A 17090-nucleotide genomic window follows, 5' to 3' on the forward strand; every position below is an offset into this window, starting at 1 on the left:
GGCGGTCAGGTTCAGCTTGGCGTGGCCGCGCCGGCGCTGGCGCCGGCGCTTGCCTGGCTGCCCGCTTGCACCAGCGTCCGGGCCAGCGCGCGGGCCTGCTGGTCGGCCTGCAGCACCGCGTCGAGCGAGTCGGCCGCATGGCGCGGGCCCTGCTCGAGCACGCGCGCGACCACGTTGGCGATATCGGTGAAACGGATCGCGCCGTGCAGGAAGCTGTCGACCGCGATCTCGTTGGCGGCGTTCAGCACCGCGGGCGCGACGCCGCCGGCGCGCAGCGCGTCGAAGGCGAGCGCCAGGCATGGGAAGCGCTGCAGGTCCGGCGTCTCGAAGGCCAGCGTGCCGGCCGCGACCAGATCGAGCGGCGAGACGCCGGCATCGATCCGTTCGGGATAGGCGAGACCGTAAGCGATCGGCGTGCGCATGTCGGGGTTGCCCAGTTGCGCCAGTACCGAGCCGTCGGCATACGCGACCATCGAATGGACGATGCTCTGCGGGTGGATCAGCACGTCGATGCGCTCGGCGGGCGCGCCGAACAGCCAGTGGGCCTCGATGACCTCCAGGCCCTTGTTCATCATCGTGGCCGAATCGACCGAGATCTTGCGCCCCATCACCCAGTTCGGATGGGCGCAGGCCTCGTCCGGGGATATGTCGTGCAGCGAGGCCGGATCGCGCGTGCGGAACGGCCCGCCGGACGCTGTCAGCACCACGCGGGCGACGCCGGCTCGATAGCGCGGATCGTCGAACGGCAGGCACTGGAAGATCGCGTTGTGCTCGCTGTCGATCGGCAGCAGCGTCGCGCCGTGCTCGCGCACCGCGTCCATGAAGATGGCGCCGGACATCACCAGCGCCTCCTTGTTGGCCAGCAGCACGCGCTTGCCGGCTTGCGCCGCGGCGAGCGTCGGCCGCAGTCCGGCGGCGCCGACGATCGCCGCCATCACCGTATCGGCCTCGGCGTCCGTGGCGACCTCGGCCAGCGCGGCGTCGCCGTGCAGCACCTCGGTACCGACGCCGGCCACGCGCAGCCGCTCGCGCAGCTCGGCCGCGGCGCTGTCGCTGCCGACCACCGCCCGCGCTGGACGGAACTCGGCGCAGCGCTCGGCCAGCTTGTCGATCTGGCGATGCGCGGTCAGCGCATGCACGGCGTAGCGCTCGGGATGGCGCCGGATCACGTCCAGCGTGCTGTCGCCGATCGAGCCGGTGGCGCCAAGGACGGTAATGCGACGCATGAAAAAGGCCTGGGGAAAATCAGAGATACAGGATCAGCAGCGCGGCCAGCGGCAACACCGGCAGCAGCGCATCGATGCGGTCCAGCACGCCGCCGTGGCCGGGCAGCAGCCGGCTGCTGTCCTTCTTGCCGACCTGCCGCTTGAGCAGCGATTCGAACAGGTCGCCGACCACGCTGGCGATCACCATCAGCGTGGTCAGCAGCGCCACCATCAGCAGGCCGTTGCGGTCCGCCACCCGGTCGAACCAGGTCGGCGCGAACGCATGGGTGGCCGCCAGCGACAGCGCCACGGCCAGCGCGAACAGCCAGCCGCCGATCGCGCCTTCCCATGACTTGCCGGGGCTGATGCTGGGCGCCAGCTTGCGGCGGCCGATCGCCTTGCCGACGAAATAGGCGCCGATATCGGCGGCCCAGACGAGCGCCGCGGCGGACAGCAGCACGCCGACGCCGAGGCCGCGCAGCAGCATCGCGGCGTGGCCGAACGCCGGCAGGATCACCAGGCCGACCAGGCCGGCGACGATCGCGAAGGCCGGCGTGGCCTTGCGCACGCCGCGCGCCAGCAGCACGATGGCGACGCCCCAGGCGACCACCGAGGCCTGCAGCAGCCACAGCATCGCGCCGCGCGCCGGCAGGTCATGCCAGGCGATCATCGCGACCACGCAGGCGATCGCGTAGATCCACGGGCCCGCGCCGCGCAGGCCGAGCAGACGGCCGAATTCCCAGGCGGCCAGCGCCACGATCACCGCCATCAGGCCGGCCAGCGCCGCGGGCGGCGCCAGGAACAGGATCGGCAGGATCAGCAGCAACAGGCACAGGGCGGTGATGACACGGGTAAGAAGCATGCGCTGCGAGTCCGGGTTGGTTCGATGGCGAGCGGCCGGCGCGTTCAAGCGGTGCCGGACAGGCCGGACGGCGCCACGACCTGCGCGCTGGTGCGGCCGAAACGCCGTTCGCGCTGCCGGTACGAGGCGAACGCCTTGTCCAGTTCGGCCGCGTCGAAGTCGGGCCAGAACACGTCGGTGAAATAGAGCTCGGAATAGGCGAGCTGCCACAGCAGGAAATTGCTGATGCGCTGCTCGCCCCCGGTGCGGATGAACAGGTCCGGCTCCGGCGCGTAGGCCATCGCCAGGTGCGGCGCCAGCGTCGATTCCTCGATCGTCGAGGGGTCGAGCATCGGCTGCTGCAGCAGCATCTTGCGCACCGCCTGCAGCAGGTCCCAGCGGCCACCATAGTTGGCGGCGATGGTCACCGTCAGGCCGGTATTGCCCGCGGTGCGGCGTTCGGCGTCGGCAATCAGTTGCTGGATGCGCGGGCTGAAGCGCGTCAGGTCGCCAACCACCTTCAGGCGGATATTGTTGGCGTGCATCTTCACCACTTCGCGCCGCAGCGACATCATGAACAGCCGCATCAGGAAGGTGACCTCGTCGGCCGGCCGCCGCCAGTTCTCCGAACTGAAGGCGAACAGCGTCAGGTACTTGACCCCTCGCACCGCGCACGCCTCCACCACGGTACGTACCGCATCCAGGCCGCGGCTATGGCCGGCGACCCGCGGCAGATGCCGCTGCGTGGCCCAGCGCCCGTTGCCATCCATGATGATGGCGACGTGGGCCGGTACGTAACCGGTCTCGGGGATGGCGAGTGTGGAACTGATGTGCATGATGGTGGACGGGTCCCCGGCGGCGTCATCGCGCCAGTCCGCAGCGGGACCGGCGAGCGGCGCCGCGGCTCAGACCGTCATGATCTCCTTGTCCTTCTCGGCGACCAGCTTGTCGATCTCGGCGACATAGCGGTCGGTCAGCTTCTGCACCTCGTCCTGTCCGCGACGCTCGTCGTCTTCCGAGATGCTCTTGTCCTTGACCAGCTTCTTGAACTGTTCGTTCGCGTCGCGGCGCAGATTGCGCACCGCCACCTTGGCGCTCTCGCCCTCGCCCTTGACCACCTTGGTTAGCTCCTTGCGGCGCTCCTCGGTCAGCGGGGGCATCGGCACGCGGATCACCTCGCCGATGGTGGCGGGGTTCAGGCCCAGGTCGGCGTCGCGGATGGCCTTCTCGACCGCGCCGACCATCTTCTTTTCCCACGGCTGCACGCTGATGGTGCGGGCATCGGCCAGGCCGATATTGGCGACCTGGCTGATGGGCACCGGCGAGCCATAGTATTCGACCTGGACATGGTCGAGCAGACCGGTGTGCGCACGACCCGTGCGGATCTTGGCCAGATCGGCCTTGAACGCTTCGATGGTCTTCTGCATCTTCTGCTCGGCGCTCTTCTTGATGTCGGCGACGCTCATCATAACCTCCGGAAAACTGGCTGCCATGACCCCGGCGGACGGGGCCGAAAACGAATCATTCTACTCTGTGCCGTTGCGTGCGCCACCTCGCGGCGGGCCCGCCCGGCGCCTCAAACGTGGACCAGCGTACCCTCGTCCTCGCCCAGGATCACGCGCTTGAGCGCGCCCGGCTTGACGATGGAGAACACCTTGATCGGCAGCTTCTGGTCGCGGCACAGCGCGAAGGCCGTGGCGTCCATCACCTGCAGATTGCGGGAGATCGCCTCGTCGAAGCTGATCGTGGTGTAGCGCGTGGCGCTGGGATCCTTCTTCGGATCGGCGGTATAGACGCCGTCGACCTTGGTGGCCTTGAGCACCACCTCGGCGCCGATCTCGGAGCCGCGCAGCGCGGCCGCGGTATCGGTGGTGAAGAACGGGTTGCCGGTGCCGGCGGCGAAGATCACGACCTTGCCTTCTTCCAGCTGGCGGATCGCGCGCGGGCGGATATAGGGCTCGACCACCTGGTCCATGCGCAGCGCCGATTGCACCCGGCCTTCGATATTGGCGTGCCGCATCGCGTCCTGCAGCGCCAGCGCGTTCATCATCGTGGCCAGCATGCCCATGTAGTCGGCGGTCGCGCGGTCCATGCCGGCGGCGCCCCCGGCGACGCCGCGGAAGATGTTGCCGCCGCCGATCACCACTGCCACCTGCACGCCGAGCTTCACGATCTCGGCAATATCATTGACCATGCCTTCGATCGTGGACCGGTTGATGCCGAAGGCATCATCGCCCATCAGGGCCTCACCGGACAGTTTCAGAAGGACGCGCTTGTAGGCTGGCATATTCACCCTCGGGCTGGTTCGAGTCTTCGATCTGGGCCTCGCCCCGGAGGGCGGATGCCGCCGGGACCAAGCCGGCTTTCCCCGTGGCCCGGGCGCGTCGGCAGGGCCCGGAGGGCGATGCCAGTCAAAACGGGCGACGGCGAAAACGGGCTCCGCGTCCGGCTCGCGGGCCGGCACGCTGGACGCATGCACCGGCCGTTCGGGCGGCACGCGCCATTGTTCTCTCTTCTTGTGCCGAGGGGCACCTCGCGGTGCCCCTCGGGATTATACGGCGGGCCGTCATCGCGCCAGACCGGCGCCTGCCTCCCGCCCGGGATATCAGCCCTTCTGCGCGGCGGCGACCTGCGCGGCCACTTCGGCGGCGAAGTCGTCCTGGCGCTTCTCGATGCCCTCGCCGACCACGTACAGCGTGAAGCCCTTGACCGTGGTGTTGGCGGCCTTGAGCATCTGCTCGACGGTCTGCTTGTCGTTCTTCACGAACGGCTGGTTCAGCAGCGAGACTTCCTTCAGGTACTTCTGCACCGAGCCTTCGACCATCTTGGCGGTGATCTCGGCCGGCTTGCCCGACTCGGCGGCCTTCTGCTCGGCGATGCTGCGCTCCTTGGCGATCAGGTCGGCCGGCACGTCGGCCGACGACAGCGCAACCGGCTTCATCGCGGCGATGTGCATGGCGACGTCCTTGGCGGCGACTTCATCGCCGTCGAACTCGACCATCACGCCGATGCGGGTGCCGTGCAGGTACGAGACCAGCTTGCCGCCGCCGGCATAGCGGGCGAAACGGCGGATCGTCATGTTCTCGCCGATCTTGCCGATCAGCGCGGCACGGACCTGGTCGACGGTCTGGCCGTCCAGCGGCAGCGCCGACAGCGCGGCCACGTCGGCCGGGTTCTGCTTGGCAACGAGCTCGGCGACCTTGGCCGAGAAGCCCAGGAAGTCGTCGTTCTTCGAGACGAAATCGGTCTCGCAGTTCAGCTCGACCAGCGCGCCGGTGGTGCCGTCGATAAAGGCGGCGACCACGCCTTCGGCGGTCACGCGCGAGGCGGCCTTGCTGGCCTTGTTGCCCAGCTTGACGCGCAGCAGCTCCTCGGCCTTGGCCAGGTCGCCGTCCGCTTCGGTCAGGGCCTTCTTGCACTCCATCATCGGCGCGTCGGTCTTCGCGCGCAGTTCAGCCACCATGCTTGCGGTAATTGCCGCCATTTGTCACTCCTTGATTGGTTCACGCACCGCCGCCCGCCGGACCTGGGTGTCCCGCGCCGCGGCCAGCCGCGTGGTGTTCAAAGACTCACCCGCCGTGATCGTAGCCACATCGGATGACAATCATTCCTGCTTGCTTCTTCTCTGCTTGCTGCGCGCGCACCGCGCGCATTCAAAAAAGGGGGCGTACCATGTCGCCCCCTTTTCTGGTGGTCACGCGGCCGGCGATGCCGGCGCGCGCCACGGGTCTGTCAGGGCCGTCCGGGCCGTCCCGCCTGCGGGCGGGGCTGGCCTCAGGCTTCCTCGACTTCGACGAAGTCGTCGCTGCCGCGGACCGCTTCGACCACGTCCTGCACCGCGTTGGCGCGGCCTTCCAGGATCGCGTCGGCGACGCCGCGCACGTACAGCGCAACCGCCTTGCTCGAGTCGTCGTTACCCGGGATCACATAGTCGATGCCGTCCGGCGAGTGGTTGGTATCGACCACGCCGATCACCGGAATGCCCAGCTTGTTGGCTTCGGTCACGGCAATCTTGTGGTAGCCGACGTCGACCACGAAGATCGCGTCAGGAATGCCGCCCATGTCCTTGATGCCGCCGATCGACTTCTCGAGCTTTTCCATCTCGCGCTCGAACATCAGCGCTTCCTTCTTGCTCATGGTGTCCAGCGCGCCGGCTTCCTTGGCGGCTTCCATGTCCTTCAGGCGCTTGATCGAGATCTTGACCGTCTTGAAGTTGGTCAGCATGCCGCCGAGCCAGCGGGCGTCGACGTAGGGCATGCCGGCGCGGCCCGCTTCCTCGGCCAGGATCTCGCGCGACTGGCGCTTGGTGCCGACGAACAGGATGGTGCCGCGATTCGCTGCCAGCTGACGCACATACTTCAGCGCGTCCTGGAACATCGGCAGCGTCTTTTCCAGGTTGATGATGTGGATCTTGTTGCGATGGCCGAAGATGAACGGGGCCATCTTGGGGTTCCAGAAGCGGGTCTGGTGGCCAAAGTGGCAACCGGCTTCCAGCATTTCACGCATGGTGACGGACATTGAATTCTCCAAAAGGGTTCGGTCTGAAGTCCGCCCCGACATTCCTGAACAGGAACACCCCGGATGGGCGGACTCGCGATTTCGCAAGGCAAAACCAAGCGAGCCTGCGATTGTAGCAACATCCCGGCCATCGCTCAAGCCCGCCGCAGGCCGGCCGTTCGGGGGGCACCGTCCCGGTGCGGCGCGGGCTTGTCGCCGCGGCGGGGTGCGGCAGGCTGCCGATGGTGCGATAATCCCGGTTTGCCAATCCAGAAACGGGCGCCGGCCCCACGTGCCGCTCGTTACACTTTTTCCGCGTCGCAGCATGAGCATCCATTTGAAGACCGCCGAAGACATCGCCCAGATGCGCGTCGCCTGCCGGCTGGCCAGCGAAGTCCTCGACTACATCACGCCGTTCGTGAAGCCCGGCGTCACCACCGGCGAGCTGGACCGTCTGTGCCACGCCTATATGCGTGACGTACAAGGCACGGTCCCTGCGCCGCTGAATTATGCGCCCCCGGGTTACCCGCCCTTCCCCGGCGCGATCTGCACCTCGGTCAACGACGTGATCTGCCACGGCATCCCGGGCGACCGCGTGCTGAAGAACGGCGACGCGGTGAACCTGGACATCACCGTGATCACCAAGGAAGGCTATTACGGCGACACCAGCCGCATGTTCATCGTCGGCGAGGGCTCGATCCTGGCCAAGCGCCTGGCCCAGGTGACCTTCGAATGCATGTGGAAGGGCATCGCCCAGGTCCGCCCGGGCGCCAAGCTCGGCGACATCGGCCACGTGATCCAGCAGCATGCGGAAGCGGCCGGCTACAGCGTGGTGCGCGAATACTGCGGCCACGGCATCGGCAAGAACTTCCACGAGGATCCCCAGATCCTGCACTACGGCCGCCCCGGCACCGGCATGGAACTGCAGGCCGGCATGATCTTCACGATCGAGCCGATGATCAACGCGGGCAAGCGCGACATCCGCACGATGCCCGACCAGTGGACCGTCAAGACGCGCGACCGCAGCCTGTCGGCGCAATGGGAACACACGGTGCTGGTGACCGACACCGGCTACGAGGTGCTGACGGTGTCGGCCGGCACGCAGGCGCCGCCCGCCTTCATCACCGACACGCTCGCGGCCTGATCGCAGGGGGCGCCGGGAGGCGCCCCTGTCGTTTGGGGCCGCGCCGATCGCGCCCGTTCGCCGACTGACCGCACCCTCGCAGCCCTCGCAGCTTCTCGCCGCCCACCCTGCCCCCCATGTCGACCCAACCCGTCCCAGCCATGGATACCTCTCCGGAACTGCTGCTCGCCACGCGCGTGCGCGACCGGCTCAAGGCCGACAAGCAGGCGCTGTTCGATGCCTTCACCGGCGGCGGCCAGGTCGGCTCGCTGCTGACGCGGCTGCGCCAGGCGGTCGACCACGCGCTGGTCGAGTGCTGGCGCGGCCTCGGCCTGCCGGCCGGCATGGCGCTGGTGGCCGTCGGCGGCTATGGCCGCGGCGAGCTGTTCCCGCATTCGGACGTCGACGTGCTGCTGCTGTTGCCGGCCGAGCCGGACGCGGACACCGTCGGCCGCATGGAGAAGTTCATCGGCCTGTGCTGGGACCTGGGGCTGGAGATCGGCTCGTCGGTGCGCACCGTCGACGACTGCATGCGCGAGGCGCGCGCGGATGTGACGATCCGCACCGCGCTGCTCGAGGCCCGGCTGGTGACCGGCAACCGCACGCTGTTCGCCGAGCTGCAGGCACGCTATCGCGCCGAGCTCGACCCGCGCGCCTTCTTCCAGGCCAAGCTGCTCGAACTGCGCCAGCGCCACGCCAAGTACCAGGACACGCCCTACGCGCTCGAGCCGAACTGCAAGGAGAGTCCGGGCGGCCTGCGCGACCTGCAGGTGATCCTGTGGATGACGCAGGCGGCGGGCTCCGGCGACAGCTGGAAGGAGCTGCGCGACAAGGGCCTGCTGACCGAGCGCGAGGCACAGGAGCTGACGCGCAACGAGCGCCTGCTCAAGACCATCCGCGCGCGCCTGCACCTGCTGGCCGGCCGCCGCCAGGACGTGCTGGTGTTCGATCTGCAGACCGCGCTGGCGGAGGCCTTCGGCTATCGGCAGAACGCCAACAAGCGCGCCAGCGAGCAGCTGATGCGGCGCTACTACTGGGCCGCCAAGGCGGTGACGCAGCTCAACAGCGTGCTGCTGCTCAATATCGAGGCGATGCTGTTTCCCAGCGAGTCGAAGGTCACGCGCGTACTGAACGAGCGTTTCGTCGAGCGCCAGGGCATGCTCGAGATCACCAGCGACGACCTGTACGAGCGCAATCCGCACGCGATCCTCGAAACGTTCCTGCTGTACGAGCGCACCCCGGGCGTCAAGGGCCTGTCGCCGCGCACGCTGCGCGGGCTGTACAACGCGCGCACGGTCATGGACGCGCGCTGGCGCAACGATCCGGTCAACCGCCAGCAGTTCCTGGCCATCATCCAGGAGCCGCAGGGCATCACGCATGCGCTGCGGCTGATGAACCAGACCAGCGTGCTGGGCCGCTACCTGATCAACTTCCGCCGCATCGTCGGGCAGATGCAGCACGACCTGTTCCACGTCTATACGGTGGACCAGCACATCCTGATGGTCGTGCGCAACATGCGCCGTTTCGCGATCGTCGAGCACACCCACGAGTTCCCGTTCTGCAGCCAGCTGATGGCGAACTTCGACAAGCCGTGGGTGCTGTGGCTGGCCGCGCTGTTCCACGATATCGCCAAGGGCCGCGGCGGCGACCACTCGAAGCTCGGCACCGCCGATGCGCGCCGCTTCTGCCGCCAGCACGGCATCGCGCGCGAGGACGCCAACCTGATCGCCTGGCTGGTCGAGCACCACCTGACGATGAGCCACGTCGCGCAGAAGCAGGACATGACCGATCCCGAGGTCGTCCATGCCTTCGCCCGCGTGGTCGGCAACGAGCGCTACCTGACCGCGCTGTATCTGCTGACCGTGGCCGATATCCGCGGCACCAGCCCCAAGGTCTGGAACGCGTGGAAAGGCAAGCTGCTGGAGGACCTGTACCGCATCACGCTGCGCGTGCTCGGCGGCGCCCGCGTCGATCCGCATTCGCTGTGGGCGCAGCGGCGTGACGAAACGATCGCGGCGCTGCGGCTGCAGGCATTCGATCCGGCCCGCGCCGAGGCGCTGTGGGAACGGCTCGACGTGGCCTTCTTCCTGCGCCACGACGCGCGCGACATCGCCTGGCTGACACGCCATCTGGCCCACCGCGTCGACAGCGAGCAGCCGGTGGTCAAGGCGCGCGTGTCGCCGGCCGGCGAAGGGCTGCAGGTCGCGGTCTACGCCAAGGACCAGCCCGACCTGTTCGCGCGCATCTGCGGCTATTTCGAGCGCAAGGGCTTCTCGATCCAGGAGGCGAAGATCCACACCACGCGGCATGGCTACGCGCTCGATACCTTCCAGGTCTTCGATCCGGGCGTGGTCGGCGGCGGGCGCGACACCTATCGCGACATCATCGCGCTGGTCGAGCACGAGCTGTGCGAGCGGCTGACGCATCAGGCGCCGCTGCCCGAGCCGACCCAGGGCCGGCTGTCGCGCCAGTCGCGCAGCTTTCCGATCAAGCCGCGGGTCGACCTGCGGCCCGACGAGCGCGGGCAGTACTTCCTGCTGGAGCTGTCGGCCAACGACCGCACCGGCCTGCTGTACGCGATCGCACGCGTGCTGGGCCGCCACCATATCTCCGTGCATACCGCACGCATCAACACGCTGGGCGAACGGGTCGAGGACATGTTCCTGGTCGACGGCAGCCGCCTCGCCGCCGACAATCGGCTCGAAATCCAGCTTGAACAGGACCTGCTCGCGGCGCTCGACATCTGAGCCGCGACACCATTGAAACCATGAGCGATCAACCCTCCCCCAAGCGCAAGACCTTGGGACTGAAATCCGCCGCGGCCAGCACGGGTGCCGGCGCGGCCCGCAAGAGCGGCGCCACCCGGCCGGTACGCGTGTCCGATCTGAACCGGCGCCGCGTCCAGACGGTCGCCGAAGGCGTGCGCGCCGCGCAGCAACGCGCCGAGGCCGGCGGCAAGCCGCGCAAGGAAGGCGCCGGCCGCCCCACGCCGGAAGGACGCGGCCTGCGCCGGCCCGGTGGCGACGAACGCGGCCCGCGCCGTTTCGGCGACGAAGCGCGCGAACGGCCGGCACGTTGGGGAGAACGCAGCGAGCGCGGGGAGCGTACCGAACGGCCGCAGCGTTTCGAGCGTGGCGAGCGCACCGAACGGCCACCGCGCTTCGAGCGCGGCGAGCGCACCGAACGGCCACCGCGTTTCGAGCGCGGCGAACGTACCGAGCGGCCGCAGCGTTTCGAGCGTGGTGAGCGTACCGAGCGGCCGCAGCGCTTCGAGCGCAGCGAACGTACCGAGCGGCCGCAGCGCTTCGAGCGTGGTGAGCGTACCGAGCGCGCCGCCGGCCCGCGTCGCGAATTCGGCGCCGAGCGGGACGGCCGTGGTCAGCGTGCCCGTCCGGGCGAGCGCGGCGAACGTCCGCCGCGCTTCGCCGCAGCCGAATCGCGCGATCGTCCCCGCCGCCCGCAGGCCGAGGCCGGCGACATGCGCCCGGCCCGCTCAGGCTTCGGCGCCGGCACCGGGCGCGCGCCCAAACCCGGCAGCGACCGTGTGCGAGACGACGCGCGGCGCCCCGCTCCAACGCGCAGCCCGGCCCGCCCGCCGTCGAACGCGCATGCCGCCGGCTCGGCGCACGAGCCCGATGGCCTGGTGCGCCTGTCCAAGCGGATGTCAGAACTGGGCCTGTGCTCGCGCCGCGAGGCCGACGAATGGATCCCGCGCGGCTGGGTGCTGGTCGACGGCAAGCCCGTGACCGAGCTCGGCACGCGCATCCGCCCGGACGCGACGATCGAGATCCATCAGGCCGCCCGCTCGGAGCAAGGAGAGCGTGTCACGGTGCTGCTGCACAAGCCGGTCGGCTATGTGTCCGGCCAGGCCGAGGAAGGCTATCAGCCGGCGGCCACGCTGTTCACCGCCGAGAACCAGTGGGAAAGCGATCCGACCCGCAAGCGCTATGCGCCTTGGCAACACAAGGGCCTGGCCCCGGCCGGACGCCTGGACATCGATTCGACCGGCCTGCTGGTGCTGACACAGGACGGCCGCATCGCCCGCCAGCTGATCGGCGAGGACTCGAACATCGAGAAGGAATACCTGGTGCGGGTGGTCTGGGAGGATGCGCCCGATGGTCCGGTCGAGCGCAATGTCTCGGCCGTCTTCCCCGCCGAGCGGCTGGACAGGCTGCGCCACGGCCTGTCGCTCGACGGCGAGCCGCTGAAGCCCGCCAAGGTCAGCTGGCAGAACGAGGAACAGCTGCGTTTCGTGCTGCGCGAAGGCAAGAAGCGGCAGATCCGCCGGATGTGCGAGCAGGTCGGCCTGAAGGTGGTCGGACTGAAGCGCGTCCGCATGGGCCGCATCGTGCTGGGCGACCTGCCGGTCGGCCAGTGGCGCTTCCTCGGGCCGTTCGAGAAGTTCTGACGGCCAATACCGGGACCGGCGGGACCGGCGGGACCGGCGCCAACGCCGGCCCGGCGACGACCGCCGTCAATCGTCCGACTGCACTCCGTTCAGCTCGGGAAACAGCACTTCGGTAAAGCCGAACTTGCTGAAGTCCTTGACCCGCATCGGATACAGGATGCCGCGCAGGTGGTCGCATTCGTGCTGCACCACGCGCGCATGGAAGCCCTCGGCAACGCGCTCGATGCGCTGCCCCATCAGGTCGAAGCCGGTATAGCGCAGGCTGGTATGGCGCGGCACCATGCCGCGCAGGCCGGGCACCGACAGGCAACCCTCCCAGCCGTCCTCCATCTCGTCGGACAGCGGCGTCAGTTCCGGATTGATCAGCACCGTCTTGGGCACCTGCGGCGCATCGGGATAGCGCGGGTTGCGCTCGAAGCCGAAGATCACGACCTGCAGGTCCACGCCGATCTGCGGCGCGGCCAGCCCGGCGCCATTGGCGTGGTCCATCGTGTCGAACATGTCCTCGATCAGCGTGCGGAGTTCTGGGGTATTGAAGCGCTGGACCGGGCGGGCGGCCTGCAGCAGCCGGGGGTCGCCCATTTTCAGAATGTCGCGAATCATTGCTTGTCCTCTGCTCGGGCGGCCGGGGGTCGTACCGGCTGCCGCATGCGGTGGTGGTCCACCGGAATCCGGTCGATTATAGCCAGCGCTGCTGCCGGCGGCCGATGGGACCGATGGGACCGATGGGGCAGATCGGGGCGATTGGGCCGCACGGGCGCCCGCCCCCGGGGATCCGCGCTCACGCCGCAAAGATGCGGTCCACGTCGACGTCGATCGAGCGCAAACGCTCGCGCGGCACATGCGGCGCCAGATAGCGCAGCATCGTTTGCCCGCGCGACTCCAGCGCCGGACAACCGAACGTCCACTGCTTGTCGCCGTCCCACATGTCCAGCAGCGGCGAAAACAGGTTCGCGACGATCTGCCGGATGCGATCGAGCCACGACGCCTGCGACGGCGCGGACGACACGCGGCACGCGAGACGTCCGGCGGGCCGCTCGACGCTGCCCCGGCGAGACTTGATGGTGTGCAGGATGCCGGTATCCGCGGCGGCGAAATACGCGAGCCGGAACGTCTGGCCGCGAAACACGAAGGCCTGCTCGTGCCGCTGCGACGGCTGCTGCCGGAAACGCTCGCGCAAGCCGTCGAGCTTGACGCGGACGGCCAGCCAATCGGCGCATGATGGGTGGCTTGCTGCGATCGAAGCCATGGGTCTCTCCTGGTGGTGGGAAGAACCCGGCGAGGTTAGCCGCGCGGCAGAGGCCGGTTCTTCCGGAATCGGCCGTGCCCCTTTGCTTTGCTGACCGGCGCTCCGGCGTCTCACTGGACGGCGCCGGCGGCCGCTTCGGCCTCAGCGTCCCGCCACCCCGTGCTGCTGGAGCAGCGCCATCATGCCGGCCTCGTCCAGTACCGGCACGCCGAGCTCCTGCGCCTTGGCCAGCTTGCTGCCCGCCTCTTCGCCGGCCACCACGTAATCGGTCTTCTTCGACACCGAGCCCGCGACCTTGGCGCCGGCCGCTTCCAGCCTCTCCTTGGCCTCCTCGCGCGACAGCGTCGGCAGGGTGCCGGTCAGCACGAAGGTCTTGCCCGCCAGCGGCGCCGGCGCGCGCGCGGCCGGCTCGCTCTCGGGCCAGTGCACGCCGGCGGCGCGCAGCTGCTCGATGACCTCGACGTTGTGCGCCTCGGCAAAGAAATGCGCGATCGACTGCGCGACCACCGGACCGACGTCGTTGACCTCCAGCAGGGCGGCCTCGTCGGCCGCCATCAGCCCGTCGAGCTTGCCGAAATGCCGCGCCAGGTCCTTGGCGGTCGCCTCGCCGACATGGCGGATGCCCAGCGCGAAGATGAAGCGGTTCAGCGTGGTGGCGCGCGACGCGTCGATCGCGGCAACCAGATTGCCGGCCGACTTGTCGGCCATGCGGTCCAGCGCCGCCAGCTTGGCCACGCCGAGCTTGTACAGGTCGGCCGGCGTACGGACGATGCCCTGCTCGACCAGCTGGTCGACCACCTTTTCGCCGAGCCCTTCGATATCCATCGCGCGGCGCTGCGCGAAATGCAGCAGCGCCTGCTTGCGCTGCGCGGCACAGATCAGCCCGCCGGTGCAGCGCGCGATCGCCTCGTCCTCGAGCCGCTCGATATTGGAGCCGCACACCGGGCACGCAGTCGGCATCCTGAACGGCCGCGCATCGGCCGGCCGGCGCTCGGGCACCACCGCGACCACTTCGGGAATCACGTCGCCGGCGCGGCGCACGATCACGGTGTCGCCGATGTGCACGTCCTTGCGGCGGACCTCGTCCTCGTTGTGCAGCGTGGCATTGGTCACCGTGACGCCGCCGACGAACACCGGCGAGAGCCGCGCCACCGGCGTGATGGCGCCGGTGCGGCCCACCTGGACCTCGATGTCCTCGACCACGGTGGTCATTTCCTGCGCCGGAAACTTGTGCGCGAGCGCAAAGCGCGGCGCGCGCGAAACGAAGCCCAGCCGCTCCTGCTCCTCGACCGCATTGACCTTGTAGACCACGCCGTCGATGTCGTACGGCAGGCTGTCGCGCTTGGCGCCGACGCCGCGATAGAAGCCGAGCAACCCCTGCGCGCCCTTGACCACGTCGCGCTCGGCGCAGACCGGCAGGCCCAGCGCGGCGAAGCGTTTCAGCAGCGCCTCATGGGTGGCCGGACGCGGCTCGCCATCCAGCTCGCCCAGGCCATAGGCGAAGAACGACAGCGGACGGCGCGCGGTGATGCGCGGATCGAGCTGGCGCAGGCTGCCGGCCGCGGCATTGCGCGGATTGACGAAGGTCTTTTCGCCGGCCTCGGCCTGGCGCGCATTGAGCTTGTCGAAATCGCGCCGGTACATGAAGACCTCGCCGCGCACCTCGATCACCGCCGGCGCGCCGGCCTTCAGCTTCAACGGAATCGCCTTGATCGTGCGCACATTGGCGGTCACGTCCTCGCCGGTCTCGCCATCGCCGCGCGTGGCGGCCTGTACCAGCCGGCCGTTCTCGTAGCGCAGCGACATCGCCAGCCCGTCGAACTTCAGCTCGCAGGCGTATTCGACCGCATCGGCGGCCGAGAACAGGTCGGCGGTGCCCTCGGCGGCCACCGTGCGGCCCAGGCCCTGCGCGCAGCGGCGATCGAAACCGATCACGTCGTCGTCGTCGAACGCATTGTTCAGCGACAGCATCGGCAACCGATGCCGCACCGTCGCGAACGCCGTCAGCGGCTGGCCGCCGACGCGCTGGGTCGGCGATTCGGGACTCAAGAGTTCGGGATGCGCGGCCTCGAGCTCCTGCAGCTCGCGGAACAGCGCGTCGTACTCGGCGTCCGGGATGGCCGGCGCGTCGAGCACGTAATACTGGTAGTTGTGGTGCTCGATCTGCTCGCGCAGCCAGTCGGCGCGCGCGGCGGGGGCATCGGGCTTGTCGGCGGAATTGTCGGGACGCGCGGCTTCGGCTGCGTCGGCTGCATTGGCCGCAGCGGTCCGCGGCGCGCCGGCCGGAGTGGGAGCGCCGTGTTTCTTTGCTGGCATGGGCGTGGGCGGTACGAAAAAGCGGGCGGGAAGGCTGACGGCGAAAGCGGACCGCAAGAACGGCGCAGATCCGCCCGTCAGCTGCTGAACAGGCGCAATGCCACCGGCGACCCGGCCGGCATGCCGCGCGCCTCGAGCTTGTCGTACAGCGCCTGCAGCTGCTGGAAGATCGCGACGAACGAGGTCTCGGTCAGCGGCCGGTGATTGTCGTCGACCAGCCTCGCGCCCATCCGCTGCGCCAGGCTGTCACCGTATTCGCACATCGTCTTCAGAGGCTTGACCGCCTGCGAGGCCTGCGGCACGTCCAGCAGCAGCGTGATCTGGCTGCCCGCCTTGACCGTCAGGTCGTCGCGCAGGAAGTTGGTATCGCCGAACTGCAGCGTGAACAGCGCACGCTGGATGCCGTCGGGGCCGGCCTGGTAACGGGTGAAGCGGGTGCCGTCGCGCGACAGCACCAGGCCGTCCTGGGTGGCGACGTTCTGCACATAGGCGGCCGACCACGGCGCGCCATCGGACACCACATTGACGCCCAGCTGCACGTCGCAGGCGGCCGCGAAGCTGTCGAGCTCGCGCGCGTTGGCGACGGTCTCGGTCATGTCCGGCAGTTCGGCCGATGCGTCCAGCGATTCGGCCAGCGCCTCGACCGCGTTGACGAACTCGGAGAACTCCAGCGCGTTCAGCGGGCCGCCGCGATTGGCCAGCTGCACCGCGACCTGCAGGTCCTCGTACTGATGGCCGGCGGTCACCGGCTCCCAGGCGTTGGCCGGCTCGTACAGGCCCTCGATATGGACCTGCTTGGTGCCGGCGCGGCGCAGGCGGCCGGTCAGCGGCAGGATGCGGTCACCCGAGGCCTTGCGCTCCAGATGCAGCGGCACGATGCAGTCGATCAGCGGATCGATGACCGCGGGCCTGGGCTGGCCGTCGGCCACGATCGGCTCGGCCGCCGGTTCGGGCTGCGGCGCCGCGGCCGCTGCGGAAGCCCGTGCCGGAGCCGGTGTGGGCGCCGCGCCGGCGTCGGCCTGCGTATCCTGGCCGGTGTGCGGGGCGGCGTGCGCGCCGGGAACGCGGACGGACGGCGCGCTGCGCGCGATGCCGTCGGCGACCTCCTCGGCCAGCAGCTCGTCGGCATCGGCGCTGCCGGCCACCAGCGGCGACGCGGCCTGGGCGGCCTGCGCATCGTCATCGAGCGGCGGCACCGACAGCTTCGGCTCCTTGCGCTGGATCGTTTCGGGACGCGGCGGCTCGTGCAGCTTGGCACTGACCTCGGGCTTGATGTCCTCGCCGACGACCGGCTCGCGCATCGGCGGCAGGTCGTCCTCCGGTTGCAGCGCGCGTGGCCGGCGCGACTTGCGGATCTGCCATTGGTTGTAGGCCACCACCAGCAGCAGCAGCACGATGCCGGCGACGACCAGCGCGGTTTGCAGATCCATTACGCGCGCCCTCCACGGTTC

Annotated in this window: 14 protein-coding genes; 3 read left to right on the forward strand and 11 right to left on the reverse strand. The window is 69.1% G+C overall.

Annotated elements, in window-relative coordinates:
- Positions 1-11: 11 nt before the first annotated feature.
- From ispC to rpsB, 7 genes are all read right to left on the reverse strand, one after another.
- Complete coding sequence (ispC, locus tag M1D55_RS18165; RefSeq protein ID WP_456281471.1) at positions 12-1226, reverse strand: 1-deoxy-D-xylulose-5-phosphate reductoisomerase; 1215 nt, start codon at positions 1224-1226, stop codon at positions 12-14.
- Between the two features lie 19 nt (positions 1227-1245).
- The gene (locus M1D55_RS18170) at positions 1246-2067 is read right to left on the reverse strand and encodes a phosphatidate cytidylyltransferase (RefSeq protein WP_064577111.1); all 822 of its coding nucleotides are present in this window, start codon (positions 2065-2067) and stop codon (positions 1246-1248) included.
- A gap of 44 nt (positions 2068-2111) precedes the next feature.
- Positions 2112-2882, reverse strand: coding sequence for an isoprenyl transferase (locus M1D55_RS18175; RefSeq protein ID WP_006578099.1), 771 nt, complete (start codon positions 2880-2882; stop codon positions 2112-2114).
- A gap of 69 nt (positions 2883-2951) precedes the next feature.
- A complete protein-coding gene (frr, locus tag M1D55_RS18180) occupies positions 2952-3512 on the reverse strand; it encodes a ribosome recycling factor (protein ID WP_006578100.1) in 561 nt (186 codons plus the stop codon).
- Positions 3513-3622: 110 nt separating this feature from the next.
- Positions 3623-4333, reverse strand: coding sequence for a UMP kinase (gene pyrH / locus M1D55_RS18185; protein ID WP_006578101.1), 711 nt, complete (start codon positions 4331-4333; stop codon positions 3623-3625).
- A 318-nt stretch (positions 4334-4651) separates the two neighbouring features.
- The gene (tsf, locus tag M1D55_RS18190; protein WP_064577112.1) at positions 4652-5530 is read right to left on the reverse strand and encodes a translation elongation factor Ts; all 879 of its coding nucleotides are present in this window, start codon (positions 5528-5530) and stop codon (positions 4652-4654) included.
- A gap of 290 nt (positions 5531-5820) precedes the next feature.
- A complete protein-coding gene (gene rpsB / locus M1D55_RS18195) occupies positions 5821-6564 on the reverse strand; it encodes a 30S ribosomal protein S2 (RefSeq protein ID WP_006578103.1) in 744 nt (247 codons plus the stop codon).
- Between the two features lie 304 nt (positions 6565-6868).
- On the opposite strand from rpsB, the gene map reads away from it, so the two are divergent.
- The 3 genes from map (at position 6869) to M1D55_RS18210 (ending at position 12074) form a co-directional block, all read left to right on the forward strand.
- Positions 6869-7687 carry a type I methionyl aminopeptidase gene (map, locus tag M1D55_RS18200; RefSeq protein ID WP_006578104.1) on the forward strand — a complete coding sequence of 273 codons (819 nt, stop codon included), beginning with the start codon at positions 6869-6871 and terminating at the stop codon, positions 7685-7687.
- Between the two features lie 140 nt (positions 7688-7827).
- Entirely contained in the window at positions 7828-10413 is a 2586-nt protein-coding gene (locus tag M1D55_RS18205) for a [protein-PII] uridylyltransferase (protein WP_456281472.1), read from the forward strand.
- Between the two features lie 20 nt (positions 10414-10433).
- Entirely contained in the window at positions 10434-12074 is a 1641-nt protein-coding gene (locus tag M1D55_RS18210) for a pseudouridine synthase (RefSeq protein ID WP_456281473.1), read from the forward strand.
- 66 nt (positions 12075-12140) lie between these two features.
- Here the strand turns inward: M1D55_RS18210 and def are convergent, their stop codons facing one another.
- The 4 genes from def to M1D55_RS18230 form a co-directional block, all read right to left on the reverse strand.
- The gene (def, locus tag M1D55_RS18215; protein ID WP_006579164.1) at positions 12141-12677 is read right to left on the reverse strand and encodes a peptide deformylase; all 537 of its coding nucleotides are present in this window, start codon (positions 12675-12677) and stop codon (positions 12141-12143) included.
- Positions 12678-12855: 178 nt separating this feature from the next.
- Positions 12856-13323, reverse strand: coding sequence for a hypothetical protein (locus tag M1D55_RS18220; protein WP_064577114.1), 468 nt, complete (start codon positions 13321-13323; stop codon positions 12856-12858).
- A 141-nt stretch (positions 13324-13464) separates the two neighbouring features.
- The gene (gene ligA, locus M1D55_RS18225) at positions 13465-15639 is read right to left on the reverse strand and encodes an NAD-dependent DNA ligase LigA (protein ID WP_456281474.1); all 2175 of its coding nucleotides are present in this window, start codon (positions 15637-15639) and stop codon (positions 13465-13467) included.
- 77 nt (positions 15640-15716) lie between these two features.
- A complete protein-coding gene (locus M1D55_RS18230) occupies positions 15717-17069 on the reverse strand; it encodes a cell division protein ZipA C-terminal FtsZ-binding domain-containing protein (RefSeq protein WP_456281475.1) in 1353 nt (450 codons plus the stop codon).
- Positions 17070-17090: the final 21 nt, after the last annotated feature.

It is taken from the genome of Cupriavidus sp. JZ107 (assembly GCF_053903255.1).

Excerpts from the sequence above, each read along its gene's own strand:
- ispC (WP_456281471.1), bottom strand. The coding sequence starts at position 1,226 with ATGCGTCGCATTACCGTCCTTGGCGCCACCGGCTCGATCGGCGACAGC.
- M1D55_RS18170 (WP_064577111.1), bottom strand. The coding sequence starts at position 2,067 with ATGCTTCTTACCCGTGTCATCACCGCCCTGTGCCTGTTGCTGCTGATC.
- M1D55_RS18175 (WP_006578099.1), bottom strand. The coding sequence starts at position 2,882 with ATGCACATCAGTTCCACACTCGCCATCCCCGAGACCGGTTACGTACCG.
- frr (WP_006578100.1), bottom strand. The coding sequence starts at position 3,512 with ATGAGCGTCGCCGACATCAAGAAGAGCGCCGAGCAGAAGATGCAGAAG.
- pyrH (WP_006578101.1), bottom strand. The coding sequence starts at position 4,333 with ATGCCAGCCTACAAGCGCGTCCTTCTGAAACTGTCCGGTGAGGCCCTG.
- tsf (WP_064577112.1), bottom strand. The coding sequence starts at position 5,530 with ATGGCGGCAATTACCGCAAGCATGGTGGCTGAACTGCGCGCGAAGACC.
- rpsB (WP_006578103.1), bottom strand. The coding sequence starts at position 6,564 with ATGTCCGTCACCATGCGTGAAATGCTGGAAGCCGGTTGCCACTTTGGC.
- map (WP_006578104.1), top strand. The coding sequence starts at position 6,869 with ATGAGCATCCATTTGAAGACCGCCGAAGACATCGCCCAGATGCGCGTC.
- M1D55_RS18205 (WP_456281472.1), top strand. The coding sequence starts at position 7,828 with ATGGATACCTCTCCGGAACTGCTGCTCGCCACGCGCGTGCGCGACCGG.
- M1D55_RS18210 (WP_456281473.1), top strand. The coding sequence starts at position 10,434 with ATGAGCGATCAACCCTCCCCCAAGCGCAAGACCTTGGGACTGAAATCC.
- def (WP_006579164.1), bottom strand. The coding sequence starts at position 12,677 with ATGATTCGCGACATTCTGAAAATGGGCGACCCCCGGCTGCTGCAGGCC.
- M1D55_RS18220 (WP_064577114.1), bottom strand. The coding sequence starts at position 13,323 with ATGGCTTCGATCGCAGCAAGCCACCCATCATGCGCCGATTGGCTGGCC.
- ligA (WP_456281474.1), bottom strand. The coding sequence starts at position 15,639 with ATGCCAGCAAAGAAACACGGCGCTCCCACTCCGGCCGGCGCGCCGCGG.
- M1D55_RS18230 (WP_456281475.1), bottom strand. The coding sequence starts at position 17,069 with ATGGATCTGCAAACCGCGCTGGTCGTCGCCGGCATCGTGCTGCTGCTG.